At 34.7% G+C, this 20,265-nt stretch carries 15 protein-coding genes; 11 read left to right on the forward strand and 4 right to left on the reverse strand.

Annotation, left to right across the window (positions count from 1 at the left end):
- Window positions 1-263: 263 nt before the first annotated feature.
- Window positions 264-1,136 (reverse strand): LysR family transcriptional regulator, encoded by an 873-nt coding sequence (locus KA878_RS10690; protein WP_193838836.1) that lies wholly within the window; start codon window positions 1,134-1,136, stop codon window positions 264-266.
- Window positions 1,137-1,285: 149 nt separating this feature from the next.
- On the opposite strand from KA878_RS10690, the gene KA878_RS10695 reads away from it, so the two are divergent.
- From KA878_RS10695 to KA878_RS10705, 3 genes are all read left to right on the forward strand, one after another.
- Window positions 1,286-1,897, forward strand: a complete 612-nt coding sequence (locus tag KA878_RS10695) for a metallophosphoesterase (protein WP_193838837.1) — start codon at window positions 1,286-1,288, stop codon at window positions 1,895-1,897.
- A gap of 117 nt (window positions 1,898-2,014) precedes the next feature.
- Window positions 2,015-4,111, forward strand: a complete 2,097-nt coding sequence (locus KA878_RS10700) for an LPXTG cell wall anchor domain-containing protein (RefSeq protein ID WP_247878224.1) — start codon at window positions 2,015-2,017, stop codon at window positions 4,109-4,111.
- A 447-nt stretch (window positions 4,112-4,558) separates the two neighbouring features.
- Entirely contained in the window at window positions 4,559-6,133 is a 1,575-nt protein-coding gene (locus tag KA878_RS10705) for a YfcC family protein (protein ID WP_075109178.1), read from the forward strand.
- A gap of 84 nt (window positions 6,134-6,217) precedes the next feature.
- On the opposite strand, the gene KA878_RS10710 is transcribed toward KA878_RS10705, so the two are convergent.
- A complete protein-coding gene (locus KA878_RS10710; RefSeq protein WP_193838838.1) occupies window positions 6,218-8,332 on the reverse strand; it encodes an amidase domain-containing protein in 2,115 nt (704 codons plus the stop codon).
- Window positions 8,333-8,541: 209 nt separating this feature from the next.
- Here KA878_RS10710 and KA878_RS10715 point away from each other — a divergent pair, with 209 nt between their 5' ends.
- Entirely contained in the window at window positions 8,542-11,358 is a 2,817-nt protein-coding gene (locus KA878_RS10715; RefSeq protein ID WP_193838839.1) for a YhgE/Pip domain-containing protein, read from the forward strand.
- A gap of 178 nt (window positions 11,359-11,536) precedes the next feature.
- On the opposite strand, the gene KA878_RS10720 is transcribed toward KA878_RS10715, so the two are convergent.
- Window positions 11,537-12,052: a hypothetical protein gene (locus KA878_RS10720; protein WP_193838840.1), complete on the reverse strand. Its 516-nt coding sequence runs from the start codon at window positions 12,050-12,052 to the stop codon at window positions 11,537-11,539.
- A 200-nt stretch (window positions 12,053-12,252) separates the two neighbouring features.
- On the opposite strand from KA878_RS10720, the gene isaB (KA878_RS10725) reads away from it, so the two are divergent.
- On the forward strand, window positions 12,253-12,783 hold the full coding sequence (gene isaB, locus KA878_RS10725) for an immunodominant staphylococcal antigen IsaB family protein (RefSeq protein ID WP_075108817.1): 531 nt from the start codon (window positions 12,253-12,255) through the stop codon (window positions 12,781-12,783).
- A gap of 120 nt (window positions 12,784-12,903) precedes the next feature.
- Here the strand turns inward: isaB (KA878_RS10725) and KA878_RS10730 are convergent, their stop codons facing one another.
- Window positions 12,904-13,317 carry a YolD-like family protein gene (locus tag KA878_RS10730; protein WP_075108818.1) on the reverse strand — a complete coding sequence of 138 codons (414 nt, stop codon included), beginning with the start codon at window positions 13,315-13,317 and terminating at the stop codon, window positions 12,904-12,906.
- 389 nt (window positions 13,318-13,706) lie between these two features.
- On the opposite strand from KA878_RS10730, the gene isaB (KA878_RS10735) reads away from it, so the two are divergent.
- The 6 genes from isaB (KA878_RS10735) (at window position 13,707) to KA878_RS10760 (ending at window position 19,904) form a co-directional block, all read left to right on the forward strand.
- Window positions 13,707-14,282: an immunodominant staphylococcal antigen IsaB family protein gene (gene isaB, locus KA878_RS10735; protein WP_193838841.1), complete on the forward strand. Its 576-nt coding sequence runs from the start codon at window positions 13,707-13,709 to the stop codon at window positions 14,280-14,282.
- A gap of 182 nt (window positions 14,283-14,464) precedes the next feature.
- Window positions 14,465-14,929 carry an arginine repressor gene (locus tag KA878_RS10740; protein ID WP_053029001.1) on the forward strand — a complete coding sequence of 155 codons (465 nt, stop codon included), beginning with the start codon at window positions 14,465-14,467 and terminating at the stop codon, window positions 14,927-14,929.
- A gap of 357 nt (window positions 14,930-15,286) precedes the next feature.
- The gene (gene arcA / locus KA878_RS10745; RefSeq protein WP_193838842.1) at window positions 15,287-16,522 is read left to right on the forward strand and encodes an arginine deiminase; all 1,236 of its coding nucleotides are present in this window, start codon (window positions 15,287-15,289) and stop codon (window positions 16,520-16,522) included.
- A gap of 167 nt (window positions 16,523-16,689) precedes the next feature.
- Window positions 16,690-18,120, forward strand: coding sequence for an arginine-ornithine antiporter (gene arcD, locus KA878_RS10750; RefSeq protein WP_193838843.1), 1,431 nt, complete (start codon window positions 16,690-16,692; stop codon window positions 18,118-18,120).
- A 34-nt stretch (window positions 18,121-18,154) separates the two neighbouring features.
- Complete coding sequence (locus tag KA878_RS10755) at window positions 18,155-18,838, forward strand: Crp/Fnr family transcriptional regulator (RefSeq protein ID WP_193838844.1); 684 nt, start codon at window positions 18,155-18,157, stop codon at window positions 18,836-18,838.
- 304 nt (window positions 18,839-19,142) lie between these two features.
- Window positions 19,143-19,904 carry an alpha/beta hydrolase gene (locus KA878_RS10760; RefSeq protein WP_193839944.1) on the forward strand — a complete coding sequence of 254 codons (762 nt, stop codon included), beginning with the start codon at window positions 19,143-19,145 and terminating at the stop codon, window positions 19,902-19,904.
- Window positions 19,905-20,265: the final 361 nt, after the last annotated feature.

Genomic DNA, 20,265 nt, shown 5'->3' on the forward strand with positions numbered 1-20,265 from the left:
CAGGAGTCTGGACTTGACTCAATTTTTTATAGCGATTTATTAATATAATGTAAAATTGTTATTGTTTTTTAGAATATTTATTAACAAACTTTATGCTATCTTAATATTTTATAAATATAATAATAAACTGATTTTTCAAACTATAAGTATTTAAATTGAATGAATGAGTCATCAAGGAACATCGTCATCGGAATAGTACGTATATAAAAAAGCAATCGCGTTAACGAAAGTCTAATCAACGTGATTGCTAAGGTATATGAAAGTTATTTAGCGTTATATATTAACGTAATAAAGTCTTGAATGATTGTAGTCAGATGTCTATCATTTCGATAAATGAGTGATATATAACTTGTCGTTGGGGCGTTAGGCAATTGTTTACTAATAATATTAGGATGATGACGAATGGCGTTTTCACTCACTAAACTTAAGTAATTAGAATCTTTAATCGTTGCTAGAATACTGCTAATACTATTTGTTTCCATATGGACATCTAAGTTGATAAAGTTCTTTTTTCGCCATTCATTAATACTGTCTCGAGTTGAACCACCGTTATGTATAATGAAACGATAGTTATTAATATCCTCAATTGTACATTGTTTATGTTGAGCTAGCGGGTGACGTTTATCCATAGCAAGTACGAGTGGGTTGTCGTGAAGACGTTTAACTTGTAGTTCACTTTCGTTAAAGCCTTTTTCGGCTATGACAGCAATATCAATTTTACGATTTTTGACTTGATCAATAATGACTGGTGCGGTATCTACCGTTAAGTTAATGTCTATATTTGGATGTTCATGCATATAGTTTTTAAAGGTTGAGGGCAAAATACTATAAATCGGTGCATGACTAGCTCCAATTCTCAATGTACCTCGTTTAGATTGCTTAAAATCGTCCATCATATCTGTGGTTTCTTCAATTAAATTAATCATTTTAGTCGCATTTCGATAAAGTAATTCTCCAGCTTCAGTCAGGTTGAAATGTTTACCTTTCTTGAAATAGAGTGGTAAACCGCATTCTTTACTTAAGTTCTTTAAATGAAATGTTACTGTTGGTTGTGTGATGCCGAGCTTTTCAGCGACGGCGTTTTCATTTTGTGCTTCAACGAAATGTTTAAAAATGTGTAATTGCTTTGTATTCATAAATTGATTCCCCAAAATATATATTTTGTTTATACTATTTCCTATAATAAATAAAGAATTTTGAGCACACGTTAATAATTTGTTTAAAGTTAGTTAAACAGTGGTTTTATATTAGTATGCATTTAGCAGTAGGTTAGGAGAGAAGGCATATGAAAGAAAGGATACTGGTGGTTTCTGATATTCATGGACATCGGAAAGCGCTTGTCTCTCTTTTGAAAGCAGTAAATTTTAATGCTAGAAAAGATCAACTGGTTTTAATGGGAGATTATGTTAATAATGGTCCTGACTCATTTGGTACTTTAAAGTTAGTGAAGCGGTTAAAACGTCGAGGTGCGCGCGCGTTAGCTGGAAACCATGAGATGCGTTGGTTGGAAAGTAAAGATAAAAAAATTAAACGATGGCATAAGTTTTTAAGAGAATTGTCTACGATTGAGGTTATCGATGAGTACATATTTGCGCATGCTGGCATTGATACGTCAAAGCCTTTAAATAAACAAATCAAAGAATACACAACGGGGCATTATAATCACAATTTAAATAGAAACATCCCTAAAAATAAATACTTGATCCATGGTCATATCCCTAATTATCGCTATGGTCTTAAAAATGATGAGTTATATCAAAAGAAAAATATATTAGATATTGATACAGGTGCAGGTCATAATAAATTCTTATCGCTTATAGATTTAACGAATGCGTATCAATATTCTGTTAAGGTCACAGATATGAGTAGCATTAACACGAAACGTATTAAATTATAAACATTTGCGATTAGTCAAAAAAGGAAAGCTTGTATTAGATTTCAATAAACAGAAGTATAAGTTTTAAAATAAATGTTATATAATGTAGTGGAATATTAATAAAAAAGGGTGACATGCGTGGATAAGCATAAACAACATTCTAAATTCAGTTCGTACTTAAAAGTGTCATGTTCAGTATTGTTAATGAGTGGAACATTCGTAGGCTATGGATTTACAAAGGATAGCTTTGCGCAATCAAATGACCATGCTAACAACACTTCAAGTGAAGTGAAAACGGTTCAAGGCCAACTTGATCTAGCGATAGATAAAGCGAAGACGAAAATTGATCGTTTAAAACACTTAAAAACGAACGAAATTAAAAGCTATAAACAAGATATTGAAGATGCACGTAACCAATCTGAAATAGATCAAATTGTAAGGGATGCACAAGCAGAAAATCGTATATCTGATGAAGAAAGTACTGAAGAAGCGGATCACAACGAAATACCTTCAACGAACGACGCACATTCAATGTCTAAACATTCGTCAGTAAATGAAGAAAATCAATTAGATGAATTAGATAAAATCATCACAGATTTAAATACTTTATCTGAAAAGGTTGATACTCATCAACAAAATGATGATTTGGAGTCAGAAGAAACAGTTAATGATCATGAACAGTTAAGTAGTGATCAACCATCAACGTCTGGAGATTCAAACCATTTAGAAAAAGAAAGTGATGATACGTCCGTCTTAGATAAATTAGACGATCTGAAAAATGATGTCGAATCAGTCAAAGACAATCAGCATACATCAGTGGAAGATACTGAAAGAGATGTAGAATCTACGACGCAAGATACCCAATCAGCACCATCTTCTTCAGAGAATACGGCACAATCCCATTCAGATGGACGTGTTTTAAATGATGTTAAACAAATGGATAAAGAGGATGTCACAAATCATCACGCAAACACGAATCATTCAGAAAGTGATGCACTTAACGCATTGAATGATAAGTTATCAGCTACTCAAAAAATTGACCAAGCTATTTCAAAAGTAGAAGGTGCACAAGACAATACAACTGAACGATATAGTAATCGTAAACTTGAGCAATTAAGACAACTCGAACAACAAGTAAAACAAAACCAAAATTTGACAACTAAACAGAAACAAAATGTTGAAAATGATATAACAAATGTTCGACAAGATGTTAAAGCAAATCGAGATACAATTCTTGATCGCCTAGAACAATCGAAAGATAAACGAGCAACAGTTGACCAAATCATCGGAAGTGTCTTTAGTAAAAATGAGGCACAACATATAGCCAAAGAGATTAACACTAAAGGTCAATCAGATAAGCAAATTACAGACCAAGTGATGAAACAGCTAGATCGTTTGAAAACGACGACAAGCGATGACATCTTAGCATCCATGTTCGACCAAGCGCCAGATAAAGAAGCGTTAATTAAAACATTACTTTCAACGCGTTTAGGCAATAGTGAGGCATCACAAATTGCGAAACGACTTGCTAAAGCACAACTGTCTAATTCAGAATTAGTCAATAAAGTGAAACAAGAAATCAATGCACAACGAACAGTGACTGCAGATGATATTCTTAAAGATGTTCTCGAAAAATCATCAGACCGTAAACAAACGATTGAAACGTTGTTAGCGACAAAGTTAAATCAGTCACAAGCAAAAGCATTGGCAGATATCATTGCTAGAGCACAAACAGGTAAAGCAAACACGTTAGATTTAGTGAAGAATGCGTTAAATGGTACTACGAGCGATTTACTTCAACTACAAAATCAACTCGACAATGCCAAAAAGAATTTAAATTATATCTTAGCACCGATTACACAAAGACTATCACTACTTGATCGTATTAATGGTACTTCAAATCATACTACATCTAACTCAAACCTTCTTAACCAAGGGTCTCATGTATTAGATGGATTAACTGGTGGCAGTCTATTAAATGGCCTTAATTCAGGTGGTCATCTTTTAGATAGTATTGAAGACATTCCTAATCCAGTACAAGGGTTATCTTTAGGACATTTAGGAAACGATGATGGCTTTTTAAGTGGCTTATTTGATGATGATGGTAATTTATCTTTACCTAATACCGGGGAAGTAGTTAAGAAATCATGGTTACCGATAACCATGCTATTAGTGGTAGCGGGTGGTACATTGATTTGGTTAGGTCGCCGCAAACGACAACACACAAAACAATAAATATAAACTTATATTGTAAGTTACATTGCACACGTAATGTAGCACAAGCTAAACTGAGAAAATGCTTATAGTAAGCTTTTCTCAGTTTTTTTATGAGTATAAACGAATTTAATAGAGCCATGAGGAATGTTGACTCTGACTTGCGCATTTCAATTAGGAAACGAGGATTAGAAAAAGAAAGCGTTTGCACAATTTACCAAAAATAGCAAGCGAATTTCGAGAAATTCTTGGTAAAGTTGTGTGAAATAATTATGAATTTATCTAAAATATTTACACTTTTATATATATTCATATTGATTGTAAATTGCATTAGACATACACTAATAGTGGAAAAAGAAATTGATAATTTTTTCACAAAGTCACTTATTTGACATATTTCAACAAAGTATAAGTTTTGAATGTGTAAGCATTTTCATAGATAAAAAATACTTGAAGGGGTTGAAACGCATGACACATACTAATGACGTAACTAACAGCACAAGCAAAGGACGGAAAAAACGATTCTCGCTTAAGATGCCCGGCGCATTTACAATTTTATTTATTTTAACTGTAATTGCGGTTATGGCAACGTGGATCATACCAGCTGGTGCTTATTCTAAGTTATCATATGATGGCGGTGCGCAAGAATTCAAAATTGTTGATGCGCATAATAAATCAAAAACAGTCCCTGGAACACAAGAGCAATTAGATAAATTAGGTGTAAAAATTGATGTAGACCAATTTAAATCAGGTGCCATCAATAAACCTATCTCAATTCCTGGAACATATGAACGATTAGATCAAAATCCTGCTGGACCAGACCAAATTACATCAAGTATGGTCAACGGTACGATTGAAGCCGTAGACGTAATGGTATTTATTCTCGTATTAGGTGGACTTATTGGTGTTGTACAAAAGAGTGGTTCATTCGAATCAGGACTCTTAGCACTGACTAAAAAAACAAAAGGTCATGAATTCTTACTTGTATTCATGGTATCTGTATTAATGGTATTAGGCGGTACGCTTTGTGGTATTGAAGAAGAAGCGGTAGCATTTTATCCAATACTTGTTCCAATCTTTATTGCAATGGGATATGACTCAATTATATGTGTTGGGGCAATCTTCCTTGCGAGTTCTGTGGGTAGTACATTCTCAACTGTTAACCCATTCTCAGTTGTTATCGCATCAAATGCAGCGGGTACAACATTCGTTGACGGTTTATACTGGAGAATCGCGGGCTTAATCGTAGCTACAATATTCACAGTAGGTTATTTATATTGGTACTCTAAAAAAATCAAAAAAGATCCAAAAGCATCATATACTTATGAAGATAAAGCTAAATTCGAAAAACAATGGTCAGTTATTAACGATGATGGTGCTGAAAAACCATTTACATTACGCAAAAAAATCATTTTAATTTTATTCATTCTACCATTCCCAATCATGGTGTGGGGCGTTATGACACAAGGTTGGTGGTTCCCAATCATGGCCTCAATGTTCCTAGCATTTACGATTGTAATCATGCTAATGGTTGCATTAGGTAAAGATGGACTCGGCGAGAAAGTCGTCGTCGATGCATTTGTTGAAGGGGCATCAAGCTTGGTAGGGGTATCACTTATCATTGGCTTAGCACGTGGTATCAATATGATTATGAATGATGGCTTAATCTCAGATACAATCTTGAACTTCAGTTCATCACTTGTACAGGGTGTAAGTGGACCAATCTTCATTGTAATATTGTTGATTATCTTCTTCTTCCTAGGTTTCATTATTCCATCATCTTCTGGATTAGCAGTACTCGCAATGCCAATCTTTGCACCACTTGCTGATACAGTAGGAATTCCTAGATTTGTAATTGTTACAGCATATCAATTTGGTCAATATGCAATGCTCTTCTTAGCACCAACAGGATTGATTATGGCAACATTACAAATGTTAGACATGAAGTACTCTCATTGGTTGAAATTCGTATGGCCAGTCGTTGCCTTCGTATTCATCTTTGGTGGTGGCATGCTAATCACTCAAGTATTAATTTACTCTTAATAAATGAATTAAAAAGGTGGTTCACCCGGGTAGGGTGCACCACCTTTTTTGTGTAACAGTTTATTTACTCCATCCATTGCAATGTTATTTTGGTTCAATGTAATGTAAGGTTTTAGCTGTGTTTGCATCAATAGTGCGATATGACACGATGCCTAAACCTTTAACGTTAGATTCTGAAATGACGATTGAGCCATCACTGTTTACTTTTTCAACGAAAGCCACATGACCATATACGTCATGGGCGCCAGCTTGTCCTGCTTCAAAGACAACGGCACTATGAGTTGAAGGTGTTTGACTGACATCATAGTTATCACGTTCTGCGCGATTATCCCAATGATGTGCATCGCCCCAGTCACCACTGACTTGCTTACCAAATTGTTGAACACGTTCGTATACATACCAAGTACATTGACCTTGAGGATATGGTGAAGACGCATCCGTTACTTCGAATGATTTAAATCCACGACCTGAAGTATCTTTGCCACTCGATGTTTGTTTAGCATATTGATCTAAATCAGGCATTGTTTTCTTATCAAAATCTGTTAAGTGATAGTGCTTGATTAAACTGTTCAATTTAGTAGCATAGTTCGGATCCGTAGCATATGTACGACTCAAATGTTGTGTTGCATCACGATAATCTATAGCTTCACTCTTCCAGGTAGATTTATAGATTGTGGCATTACCATCAATACCATGTTTAATTAAATCAGCATAATCTTCCAATGATGCCTTCGTATTTGGGTATTTTCGGAAACCGGCATTAATACTAAACATACTTTGATCACTGCCAGCTTCTAAAGTATTAAAGTTAACAGATTGTCCTTTATAACTCCCCTTAATTCCAAATAAATTATAATTTGGCGCTTGTGCTAAAGCACTATTACCTGAACTTGACTCAAGAATAGCCTGTGCAATCATAACTGAGGCATAAATATCTTTGTCTTGACCAATTTGATGTGCATCTTTAGCAATAGATTTAATAAAGTCACGTGTATCTTTATTTTCAACTACTGCTATGTCTCCGTCAGTTACTTCATTACCATTAAATTGAGGTAAGGTTTGGAAGAGACTAGTTGAACGTGTGTTGCTTTGTTTAAAGTCATCTTCAAACGATTGTGCGGGTGCTGTCTTATGTTCAAGTTCGTCTTTAGTTGGTAATTGTGGATTATTAGATGTCGTCGTATCATCATTATCTTGTTCATCTTTAGACGTGTCTGATATGTTATCTTTTTTAGATGATTCAAAATTGTGATGCGTCTTTTTAGCATCTTCACTGTATTGATCCAGTACAGAATCTAAAGCGGATTCAGTTAAAGACTTACTATCAGAAGATGAGGCATGATTAGCGTCATCATTAGTACGAGTACTTGCATCATCCGTAGTAGATTCGTGTTGACGGTCAGTGTTAGCTACATCATGACTTGCTTGATGATCATCTGTGGTATCAGAAACGAAATCATCAATAGCATCTAATGCTTTGCTCACGCTCGCATCATCTTTATTTTGATTAGCTGTTGATTGCTGGTTCGTCGCCGTGTCATCTTGTTGTGTTGAATGGTCTGTTTGATTAGCTTGTTCATCGTTTTGCTTCACATCTTGATGCTCACGATGAGCTGTGTCGGCATCGTGTTCATCTGTGATATGGTCGTCATCTGTTGATTCACTAGAACTTGCGGGTTGCTCATAATCTGAAATATCACTGTCGAAATGGAATAGTGATGCAATTAAATTGGTTAAACTAAATCCATTTTGATATAAATCAGGATTTAAAAAGTTAGATGAAAACAAGCCGCTAGATTGTGCTTCGTCAAAAATAGGAGAAAGGGGTGTACGGTAAGTGTCCTGTTTGTCTTCATCACGCGTTTGATGACTACGAGATACGTTTTTGTTATCGTCATCCCTTCTTTCTGATGACGTATGTGTAGATTTATTTTGTTCTTTATTATTATGTTTCTTTGACGCTTCTTTAGTTGGTGTCTCTGAAGAGGGACTATCTGATTGTTTGTCATTTGATTCAGTCGTTTCATTCGTATGGTTATCATCTACATCTTCAGTATCATAAGTTGCTTCTTTTGATGTAGTGGATGCTTGTGTCTTAGCATTTGCTTGTGTGTCTTCAGCATGGGCAATGCTAGTTGTAAATGTTGGTAATACTAGCGTTGTAGTTAAAAAATAGATGATAAATTTATGCTTCGACATGACGCGCTTTGCCTCCTATCAAATAAATTATAGTGGTATGCGAATATATCAGAATTTGATATAATACTTATTATGGTTTTTAGTTGACCACTATCAACTAATTTCTACTTTACTCAATAAAAGTATTATACTAACTCTATAAAGAAAAAAACAATGCTTAAAATCATTTTGAGATAAAATCTTAATATTTCATTTTTAGGAGTGTGAAAATGAAAAACGCACTAAAACTATTTAAAACGGACTTGAAACGTGTGGCTAAGACGCCAGCAGTTTGGGTCATACTAGCTGGTCTGGCAATATTACCATCTTTTTATGCGTGGTTTAACTTATGGGCCATGTGGGATCCATATAGTCATACAGGTCATATCAAAGTCGCTGTTGTGAACGAGGACCGAGGCGACAAAGTTCGCGGTAAGAACATTAACGTGGGTAATACGCTTGAGAACAATCTTAAAAAGAATGATAAATTTGATTGGCAATTCGTTAGCCGGGAAAAGGCAGACCATGAAATCAAAATGGGGAAATACTATGCCGGCATATACATACCGAAAGAATTCTCACATCAAATTACTGGGACATTGAGAAAGAAACCGCAAAAAGCAGATATTGAATATAAAGTTAATCAGAAAATTAATGCGGTTGCACCGAAAATGACAGATACAGGTTCAACGGTCATTGTTGACGAAGCAAACAAACAATTCAATGAGACAGTGACGAAAGCGTTACTACAAGAAGCGAATAAAGTAGGTATTCAACTGGAAGATGAAGTGCCTACAATTAATAAGATTAAAAATGCAGTTTATGCAGCACATAATTCATTACCAGAAATTAATAAAATTGCAGATCGTATTGAATATTTGAATGATCATCAAGATGAGCTTGATAAATATGCTAATCAATTTCGTGCGCTAGGTAATTATAAAGGTGATGTTTTAGATGCACAACAAAAACTGAATGATGTGAATGCGGCCATACCATCATTAAACGAGAAAGCAAAACTCATCTTAGCACTTAATGAATATATGCCAAATATTGAGAAATTGCTAAATGTAGCTTCTAATGATATACCAGCACAGTTCCCTAAAATTAATAGAGGTGTAGATATTGCTAGTGAAGGGCTTGATTTAGCACATTCACGTCTGAACGATGCACAAGGATATCTTACAGCTGCGCAGCAACGTGTAGGTGATTACCAAGAAGCGGCCAATCGTGCACAAGAGGTAAATAATCAAGCTAATAACAGCTTGCGTCAACAAAGTACATCGGGATTGCCACACTATGATATTCAGAAGTTGAGTACGGATAGTAGCCAAGACACTGTCAACGATAATCAAATTGTGTCAGACAAAGACGTGAAGTCGATGAACAGTGCGCTTGCAGAAGCGTTACTCACACTTTCTAGTCATTCTGATACTCAAGCGAAAGCGACACAGTCAGACATCAATGCCTTGAAAACGATATCCTATGGCGTCATCGGTTCTAATCGACCAACTGAATTTAATGAGATGTTACGAAATTTAAAAACACGTCTTGAAAACAGCTCGAAAAATAACCAACAACTGATCGACGTATTAAAGGAATTAGAAAAAAGAGAACATGTCGATTTATCATCACAAATTAAACAAGTAGAAAGTGCAAATAATCGCATCAGTGATACATTGCGTTCAACGAATCAACTTATTGATGCCTTGAAAAATGGCAGTTCAGGAAAAGCAGAAGCGGTTAATGTATTACGTTCATTACCAGATTTAAATAAAGCGTTAGGTAACTACCGTGACTTTATTAAAAATGACTTAAACAATCGTTTGTTAGTCGTATCTAATCAAATTACGCAAGAATTAAATAAAGGTCAGAATACGCTATCAGACGTTCAATCTAAATTAAATACAATTAATCGTGTTATCATTGCGGGTCAAGATATTGTAGCGGATGGGCAAAATCGCATTGCTAATATTCAAAGCGAATTGCCGGCTTTAGAACAAACATATATTAATGCGATGCAAACGGCACAGAACTACTTCCCGACTGTAAAAGCAGACGTAGCGAATGCAGCAGACTTTGTTCGTAATGATTTACCTGAGTTAGAGCAACAACTTGCTAATGCGACAGCAACTGTAAATGCGAATTTACCAACATTGTTTAATAAGTATGACAATGCAGTTGATTTATTAAATCAAAATCAACCACGTGCGAAAGAGGCATTAGCTAACTTAGCGAATTTCTCTGAAAATCGTTTGCCTGATATTGAAAAAGATTTAGACAAAGCGAATAAAATCTTCAAGAAATTAGACGAAGACGATGCGGTTGATAAAGTCATTGATGCGTTGAAGAATGACTTGAAGAAACAAGCTAATGTGATCGCCAATCCAATTCATAAAAAACAAGTGGATGTCTTCCCAGTTAAAGATTATGGTTCAGGTATGACACCATTCTATACCTCATTATCTATATGGGTAGGTGCCTTGCTATTAGTAAGTTTATTGTCTGTAGATAATAAACATGAATCATTGAGAGACGAATTGACGAAACGTCAAATTTATTTAGGTAAAGGTGCATTCTTTATCATGATGGGAATCATTCAAACACTGATTGTAACCATTGGGGACTTAGTGATTTTGAAAGCACAAGTTGAATCACCGATACTATTTATCTTAGTTGCATTATGTGGTGCGATTGTCTTTAACACAATAGTGTATACATGCGTATCATTACTTGGTAACCCAGGTAAAGCAATCGCAATTATTTTATTAGTACTACAAATTGCCGGTGGTGGGGGTACTTTCCCAGTCGTTACAGCACCTAAATTCTTCCAAACCATTTCACCATATTTACCGTTCACGTATGTGATAGATTCATTACGTGAAACAGTAGGTGGCATTGTACCGGAAATATTAATCACAAAAATGCTTATCCTAGCACTATTCGGATTAGGATTCTTTATTCTAGGTATCTTAGTCAAACCAGTGTTAGATCCAGTAATGCGTAAAATTTCTAAACGTGTAGATGAAAGTAAAGTTACTGAATAGACGCAAAAATGATATTTAGATAGTAGGAAGCGACTGGGACAAAATTCCTAGCAAAATAGGGAGTGGGAGAGAATTCTTTTTGAATTCGTCGTCCCACTCCCTTCTTTATTTACTTATCCTGGAACTTTATGCCCCGGATGTTTTGGTAACATCTATTTAGCGTTAGCTCACTCAAATTTTATTGGTTTGTACCATTAGAATTATTTGCTTTAGCTGAACTACTTGAACTTTGTGTTGAACTACTTTGAGTTGTTGTTTTGTTCTGAGTGTTCGGTTGAGAGGTTGCCGGTTGTTGTGTCGATGGTTGTGTACTTGGTTGTTGTGTTGTTTGTGTTTCTTTCGTCTTTTTCTCTGAAGTAGCACTTTCTGAACTATTTTGTCTAGAACTGTTTTCTTTTGTTTTAGATGATTGTGTTGCAGAGTTATTTGGTTGTGTCGAATCATTTTGTTGAGTATTTACATTATTGTTTGACGCTGGCTCTGATTGTGCATTTTCCCCATTATCAGACGCATTAGATTGTGATTCAGTTTGTGTTTCACTTGTTTTATCTTTTTTGTCTTTTTTATCATGTTTTTCAGTTTTATGGTCATCGCTCGAATTTGAATGTTTAGTACCAGTTGCTGCAAAAAATATTGAAAAGCCTAAAGCAACAATAAGTAATAAAATGATGATACCTGCCAATACTTTTTTCAAAGTGTGTCCTCCGTCCTTAATTCATTTCTTTATCTTATTATAATAAAACTTCATAAAATAGATAGTATTAACACAACTTTATAATATTAAATTTTGTTTACTAAAATTTTGATAAATAGGTCTTAAGTACAGTGAATGTTTGTATGTATTGTGCGATAATATAAGTGAAGTGTAATTCTAATATAGAAAGAAGGACTAACATGAATAAAGTAGTTAAAACTATTGCCTCAACAACATTAGCATTTGGAACACTTTTAGGAGTGAGTAGCGCAGTACTACCAGTACAAGATACTGCCCATGCAGCAACTCAAACGAAAGGGTATTATTACGCTTATAATGGTTACGTTGATAAAGATGCTAAATTCTTAACAGATAAAAACTTTATTAACGCAATTAAGCATGACAACATTAAATTTAACGGTATTAAACTTGCTAAAACGAACAGTACAACAGTTAAAGAGAAGTATAATCAGAAATTTACTGGTGTAACGAGCGACGGTAAAAAAGCGAATAAGTTACAATTTATAGTCAAAGGTGATTTAACGTATAATCAACTTAAAAAAGCATATGGTAAAGATTTGAAAAAAGTAAAAGGTAACAAAAATGCCAAAGGTAGCGGTATTTACGTATACAAACCTAATAAAAATGGTTTAGCGGCATCATTCGTACTTAATGAAGGCAAAGTTGTAGAAGTAGATATTAGTTATGCAGGCTTTACAACAAGTAAATAACTTTAGATTTGGGAGTGGAACAACACAGTCGAAAGGAATGTGGTTCTACTCCCTTTATTTCAATTTAGCTAAAACGCAATACCTGGTTCAGTGATAAGCATCACTCATTGCGTACCACACTTACTCCACATTACAAATAACCGCAAAGTCGAGTTTCATTGTTTGTGAGCCATTCTCATTACTAATGGTGATGCATCGATTCAATGAATCAATCCGACGTATATAGGCTGCAATGGATTGAATATAACCATTTCTCCAATAACTAATCATCGCCAGTTGATGCTGTGTGAACTTGTAAGTCAGCTGACGATTAATCATTTCAAATTGATCATCTGATAAAGAAGGCATGGCAATTTTATTCTGTTCCTCAATAAAATCATTCAACCGTTGATATTGTTCTGGCATTGTCGCAAATGGCGCCCACTTCACCATGCCACGTCCTTGAGGAATATTAGCGTCTAAATATTGTCTTGGTATTTTACGATAATCTGTTTCATATTTATATTCATCTGGCGCATTAGGATTTGGAATCATGTTAACCACCTCAACATCATTATAGAACATATGTTCGTACTTTGGAAGAGGTTTTTTACAATATAAATGAATTTTATATTTATGGCGGAAAAGTAAAAAAGACTATATAAAAGAGCCATAAGTTTAACAAAGGGGAAGTAAACTTATGGCTATAGTCATTACATAATATAACTTTTTGTGAAGGAGTTAATGGGGATGTTACTCCTACATTTAGTATAACATAATTTATATAAAAACATTATTTAACGATTTGTGAAATTTAATTTTGTATAATTTATAACATTCACAGATTAAGCACAAATGCGCTTTCCTTATCAAAGAATAAAAATTGTATAACCACTTTGAATAGCGTATGATATGTTTAGTTATAAAGAAAGAAGGCTATTCATTTGAGAAAATCAACGCAAACATTCGTCACTGCAACCTTGGCATTAAGTACATTATTAGGTGTAGGTGTTACCGGTACATTAACGGAAACATCTATCGCACATGCCGAATCTAAAACGATGTCAAACACAACGACTACTCAAGCCAATGCGACATCTGCCTATTACAATTATAAAGGGTATGCGGGTCAAGACGTATCTTTTGTATTAGACAAACATTTTAAAAATGCAGTAAAAGCTGAGAATGTCACATTTAATGGTGTTAAATTAAAGCCAACATCATCGACTAAAAATGTTAAAAAATATGATCAATATTTCAGAAATGTATCTAAAGACGGTAAAACAGCATCATTACTTGATTTAAAGGTGACTGGGCAATTATCATTAGACCAATTAAATAAAGTTTATGGTAAAGACTTACAAAAAATTGATAATCATAAACATAATACAACGGGCATTTACTACTACCAACCCAATACAAAGGGAATGACAGTTTGGTTTGATGTAGAAAAAGGTAAAGTGGATCGTGTAGTAATGGGCTATAGTACCGTGAAACAAGCAATGAAAGAAACGAAATAGCATAATGGTGACACTCCGAAAGTTGAGTAATAATGCTCACTTTTGGAGTTTTTTTGTGAAAATAAATAAAAATGATAGCAAAATTCATGAAATAGCCAACACCACGATATACGAAAAGATGATACGTTAAAGGTAAGAATACATACAGCTTTATGCTGTATAGGGGTAGAGGAGTTTATAATATGAAAAAGAGTAAACGTCTAGATCTCATCGAAACGGTAGTTAAGAATAATCGCTTTAATAAAAAAGAAGAGATTGCAGATTATATTGATACACATTTTGGCGTACGTTATAGCATCACTACAATTTCAAGAGATTTAAAAGAATTAAAGATATTTAAAGTCCCAGCAGTAAGTAACCAATCGTATTATAAAAAGTTAGATAATACACAACAAATGGATGCTAAAACGAAACTACTTCATTATTACGATAATGAAATTCAAAGTATCATCATCAAAGATAGTTACATACTAATCAAAACCTCTCCTGGATTTGCACAAGGTATAAATTATTTTATTGATCGCATGAATATTGCAGAAATCCTTGGAACAGTGGGGGGCAATGACACATTAATGGTACTTACAAATTCAGAGGAAATGGCAAAATATGTTCACTATAAACTGTTTAATCATAAATATTCAAATTAATGCATAAAATATAATGTGGATTTACGTTTTGATGTTATCTATAATAGTGTGTGAAACGCTTAAAATATAATGTTCACATCTTGAGCGTTCATCGTGTTAAACGTAAAAATGATAAGTGTTTATAAATACAGAATGATGCATAAAAAACTTTTTCGGTTAGATATCAGCATGTCAACATGAATGAAATATACATAATAATCACTAATTACCTAACATTATTGTATATTCAATCAAAAATATGCATTGAATAACCAAAAAGCATGAATTAACACACATTTAGAATGTGAAAACAATCACATAATGAAATCTGAAAGCGCTTTATACTCTAGTTGTAGATAAATAAAGGAGGAAATGAATATGACTCAAGGACCTATCCAAGTAAACAGTGAAATCGGCAGATTGAAAACAGTATTACTCAAACGACCTGGTAAAGAACTAGAAAATTTAGTACCAGATCACTTAAGTGGCTTGCTATTCGATGATATTCCTTATTTAAAAGTGGCACAAGAAGAACACGACAAATTTGCACAAACACTTCGTGATGAAGGTGTAGAAGTTGTTTATCTAGAAAAACTAGCAGCTGAAGCCATTGCAGATAAAGATGTGCGTGAACAATTTATTGATGATATTCTTGCAGAATCTCAAAAAACAGTCTTAGGACATGAAGCTGAAATTAAAACATTCTTTGCGACATTATCTGACCAAGAATTAATCGACAAAATTATGGCTGGTGTAAGAAAAGAAGAAATTGAACTTAAAACAACACATCTCGTTGAATATATGGATGATAGATATCCATTCTATTTAGACCCAATGCCTAACCTTTACTTTACACGTGACCCTCAAGCATCAGTAGGTAGAGGTATGACAATCAACAGAATGTATTGGAGAGCACGTCGTAGAGAATCTCTATTTATGACATACATTCTAAAATACCACCCAAGATTTAAAGATGCAGATGTACCGGTATGGTTAGACAGAAATTCACCATTTAACATCGAAGGTGGCGATGAGTTAATTCTTTCTAAAGATGTTTTAGCCATTGGTATTTCAGAGCGTACATCAGCACAAGCGATTGAACGCTTAGCACGTAATATATTCAAAGATGAATCTACAACATTCAAAAAAGTGATTGCGATTGAAATTCCAAATAGCCGTACATTCATGCATTTAGATACCGTATTCACAATGATTGACTACGATAAATTCACAGTACATTCAGCAATTTTCAAAGAAGAAAATAATATGAATTTATTTACAATTGAATACGATGAAGCCAAAGACGACATTAAAATCACACATTCTAATAAATTACGTGAAACACTTGCAGATGTACTTGGTGTTGAAAAAATCGAGTTTATTCCAACAGGTAACGGTGATGTTATCGACGGTGCACGTGAACAATGGAATGATGGTTCAAATACATTATGTATCCGCCCAGGTGTAGTTGTTACTTACGACCGAAACTACGTATCAAACCAATTACTTCGTGACAAAGGTATTAAAGTACTTGAAATCACAGGTAGTGAGCTTGTTCGTGGACGTGGGGGCCCAAGATGTATGAGCCAACCATTATTTAGAGAAGACATTTAAAGTATTTCGAGCAACTATAAGGACTTATTTTGAAAATACATCGCTGAGAAAGTGATGTAGCAATATAACACAAGGAGAAGGGTTTGAAGCAAATTGCCAATCAATTGAATAACGATGCTTCAAGCCCTTAATTTAAAAGTAATCCTCCTTAGAAGGGGAAATGAATTATGAATGAATCAGACACAAACAAACTTGGTAAAACGTCACTCATTGGTTTAGTTATTGGTTCTATGATTGGTGGCGGTGCGTTCAACATCATTTCTGATATGGGTGGTCAAGCCGGTGGTTTAGCCATTATGATTGGTTGGATCATCACTGCAATTGGAATGATTTCACTCGCATTTGTTTTCCAAAATCTCACTAATGTAAGACCGGACTTAGAAGGCGGTATTTACAGTTATGCACAAGCTGGATTTGGTGACTTTATTGGTTTCTCAAGTGCTTGGGGCTATTGGTTTGCTGCTTTTCTAGGTAACGTAGCCTATGCAACATTATTGATGTCAGCGGTAGGTAACTTCTTCCCAATCTTCAAAGGTGGTAATACACTACCAAGTATTATCGTCGCTTCTTTCTTGCTATGGGGTGTGCACTTCTTAATACTTAGAGGTGTTGAAACCGCAGCTTTCATCAATAGTATTGTAACTGTTGCAAAGTTAATTCCTATATTCTTAGTTATTATTTGTATGATTGTAGTATTTAATTTCGATACATTCAAAGCAGGATTCTATGGCATGACAAGTGGAGGTACAGGTGTATTTAGTTGGGGCGATACAATGTCTCAAGTGAAGAGTACAATGCTTGTAACCGTATGGGTGTTCACTGGTATTGAAGGTGCAGTGGTATTCTCAGGTCGTGCTAAATCGAAAAAAGACGTAGGTACTGCTACCGTTATTGGACTTGTTTCAGTCCTCGTTATTTATTTCTTAATGACCGTCTTAGCACAAGGTGTCATTCAACAAAATCAAATTGCTGATCTTGCAAGTCCATCTATGGCACAAGTTTTAGAACATATCGTTGGTCATTGGGGTTCAGTTCTCGTTAACATTGGTTTAATCATTTCTGTTTTAGGTGCATGGCTTGGTTGGACGTTATTAGCTGGTGAGCTACCATTCATAGTGGCCAAAGATGGCTTGTTCCCGAAATGGTTTGCTAAAGAAAATAAAAATAAAGCACCTATTAATGCATTATTAATTACAAATATTTTAGTACAAATATTCTTAGTCAGCATGTTATTTACAGATAGTGCATATCAATTTGCATTTTCACTTGCATCAAGCGCGATTTTAATTCCGTATATGTTTAGTGCCTTTTATCAATTGAAATATACAATTGAACATAAAGGACACGCTACAGTGAAACAATGGACAATCGGTATCATTGCATCTATCTATGCGATATGGCTTGTGTACGCTGCAGGTATTGATTACTTGTTATTAACCATGTTGCTCTATATCCCTGGTCTATTTGTTTATCGTTTCGTACAACGTAATAATCATAAACCGTTAACGAAAGGTGATTATATCTTATTTGCAGTCATCATCATACTTGCAATAATAGGTATTATTCGCTTAGCGATGGGTAGCGTTTCAGTATTCTAATAAAAAGTTTTAAAAGGTTTAGGAGTGTATCTCAATGGCTGGAAAGACATTTATCAACAACAGAGATAATGATTTAAGTGAAGGACTCAAACAATTAGCGTCTTACTTAAATATTCCAACAGGTGTCATTCAAGCATTCAAGAGTGAGTGTTTCATACGACATTACAATAAAGGACAAATCATATATTATTCATCTGATCAACCTACATATGTGTATTTGTTACTAGACGGGATTGTTTTGCGTGAAACAATAAATGAAGATGGAGACGCTTATCGTAAGCTGAATAAATCGCAGGTATTATTTCCGTTAAATCATCTCTTTCGGAAAATGGAATTAAACGAGATGTGCACAGCTATTACACCATGTAATGTAATAGGCATACCTAAAGATATGTTGGAATATCTTTGTAAAAATCATGACGACATATTTGTTACACTGTTCGAAAAGTTAAATAACGAACTTGAACTTCTAATGGAATACAATATGGCATTAACTACAAAATTGGCGAGAGAACGTATTGAGAAAGTACTATATTATTTATGTCATGCAATAGGATACGATCATGATGAATTTTACGAAATTAATCATATCATGACCATTCAACTACTAAGTGATTTAGCAGGTATTTCACGTGAAACAACAGGCCATATTGTACATGAATTAAAAGAAGAGAAAAAATTAATAAAAAATGGCAAAAATTGGATGATTATAAAGTAATACAATAAGACACAAAGACCCCTTTATATAAAAGAACGTTTATATTAAACTACCAAAACCGATATAAACACAATTGCTACTTTGAGTCCGGGATATAAAGTTCCTGGATACATAAGGCACCTCGTTCATTAAGTTAGATGATGCGAAAGGTGCCTTATTTTTTTAAGCATTCTTATATGAAATGATATAGAAATGCAAAGTAACTTGGCGAGATGACTGAAGGAGTCGCGCTTTGGTGACACCTTTGTCGAAAAAAGTGTAAAATGGATATAATGATTTATTATTAGAAGGGATGATAATGAATATGGCACTCATGACAATCAATTACTTCTCACCAGCTTTAGGTATGCAACAATCGTTTGTAGCAATCATTCCAGAAGACGCGAGTTTCTTCGACGATACACCATCGCCGAAATCGTATCAAACATTGATGCTACTACATGGATTATCAAGTGATGCAACATCGTATACACGTTTCACAAGTATTGAGCGATATGCAGATGAACATCGATTAGCCATTATTATGCCAAATGCAGATCATAGTGGTTATGCGAATATGGCGTACGGTCATAGTTATTATGACCACATATTGGAAGTGTATCACTATGCGCATAAGTTACTGCCATTATCGACACGGCGTGAAGACAATTTTATTGCAGGACATTCAATGGGTGGGTATGGCACGATGAAATTTGCATTAACACAAGGTGAGCTATTCGCTAAAGCATCACCATTATCTGCAGTCTTTCAAGCACAAGGACTAATGGAACTTGATTATACTGATTTCGCACCTAAAGCGATTACTGGGGAAGATACCAATATCAAAGGGACTGAACTCGATACATATCATTTAGTTGATGAAGCCGTTGACAAAGGCTTAACTCTACCTGAGTTATTCATTCAATGTGGGACAGAAGATTTCTTATACGAAGACAACCAACAATTTATGGCCTACTTGGATGATAAAGGGATAGACTATCAATACGAAGAAAGCCCAGGTGAACACGATTATGCCTTCTGGGATAAAGCGATTAAACGTACAATTGAATGGTTAGTGGAAGCATAAATAGGGAACCCAAATGATTTCATCATTATACGAAGATGGTGCCAATAAAATGCTGTCTTCGAGACTGAGACATAAACAATATAATCATGCTACTTTGCCAATTCACAGTAGCTGACTGAACTGAGATATCGCTTAAATCAAGCATTTCTCGGTTCTAATCATTCTTGCGGAGGTGGGCGGGGCCCAAGCAAAGAGAATTTCACTAAGAAATTCTACAAGCAAAGCAAGCTGGGAGTGGGGCCCCAGAAGAGAATAGCATTAAGAATCACTACCAAAGCAAAGCAAGCTCGGGCTTTATAGCCAATCATATTAATCAAATCTTTAGGATGACTATAGGGTGCAGCATAGGCTCATTCACATT

It is taken from the genome of Staphylococcus sp. GDY8P57P (genome assembly GCF_017892585.1).
Lineage (GTDB): Bacteria > Bacillota > Bacilli > Staphylococcales > Staphylococcaceae > Staphylococcus > Staphylococcus borealis.

What these genes read in the sequence shown, in the direction of transcription:
- KA878_RS10740 (WP_053029001.1), top strand. Translation starts at nt 14,465, where the DNA reads ATGAAAAAGAGTAAACGTCTAGATCTCATCGAAACGGTAGTTAAGAAT.
- KA878_RS10760 (WP_193839944.1), top strand. Translation starts at nt 19,143, where the DNA reads ATGGCACTCATGACAATCAATTACTTCTCACCAGCTTTAGGTATGCAA.
- KA878_RS10705 (WP_075109178.1), top strand. Translation starts at nt 4,559, where the DNA reads ATGACACATACTAATGACGTAACTAACAGCACAAGCAAAGGACGGAAA.
- KA878_RS10690 (WP_193838836.1), bottom strand. Translation starts at nt 1,136, where the DNA reads ATGAATACAAAGCAATTACACATTTTTAAACATTTCGTTGAAGCACAA.
- arcD (WP_193838843.1), top strand. Translation starts at nt 16,690, where the DNA reads ATGAATGAATCAGACACAAACAAACTTGGTAAAACGTCACTCATTGGT.
- arcA (WP_193838842.1), top strand. Translation starts at nt 15,287, where the DNA reads ATGACTCAAGGACCTATCCAAGTAAACAGTGAAATCGGCAGATTGAAA.
- isaB (WP_075108817.1), top strand. Translation starts at nt 12,253, where the DNA reads ATGAATAAAGTAGTTAAAACTATTGCCTCAACAACATTAGCATTTGGA.
- KA878_RS10710 (WP_193838838.1), bottom strand. Translation starts at nt 8,332, where the DNA reads ATGTCGAAGCATAAATTTATCATCTATTTTTTAACTACAACGCTAGTA.
- KA878_RS10715 (WP_193838839.1), top strand. Translation starts at nt 8,542, where the DNA reads ATGAAAAACGCACTAAAACTATTTAAAACGGACTTGAAACGTGTGGCT.
- KA878_RS10730 (WP_075108818.1), bottom strand. Translation starts at nt 13,317, where the DNA reads ATGATTCCAAATCCTAATGCGCCAGATGAATATAAATATGAAACAGAT.
- KA878_RS10695 (WP_193838837.1), top strand. Translation starts at nt 1,286, where the DNA reads ATGAAAGAAAGGATACTGGTGGTTTCTGATATTCATGGACATCGGAAA.
- KA878_RS10755 (WP_193838844.1), top strand. Translation starts at nt 18,155, where the DNA reads ATGGCTGGAAAGACATTTATCAACAACAGAGATAATGATTTAAGTGAA.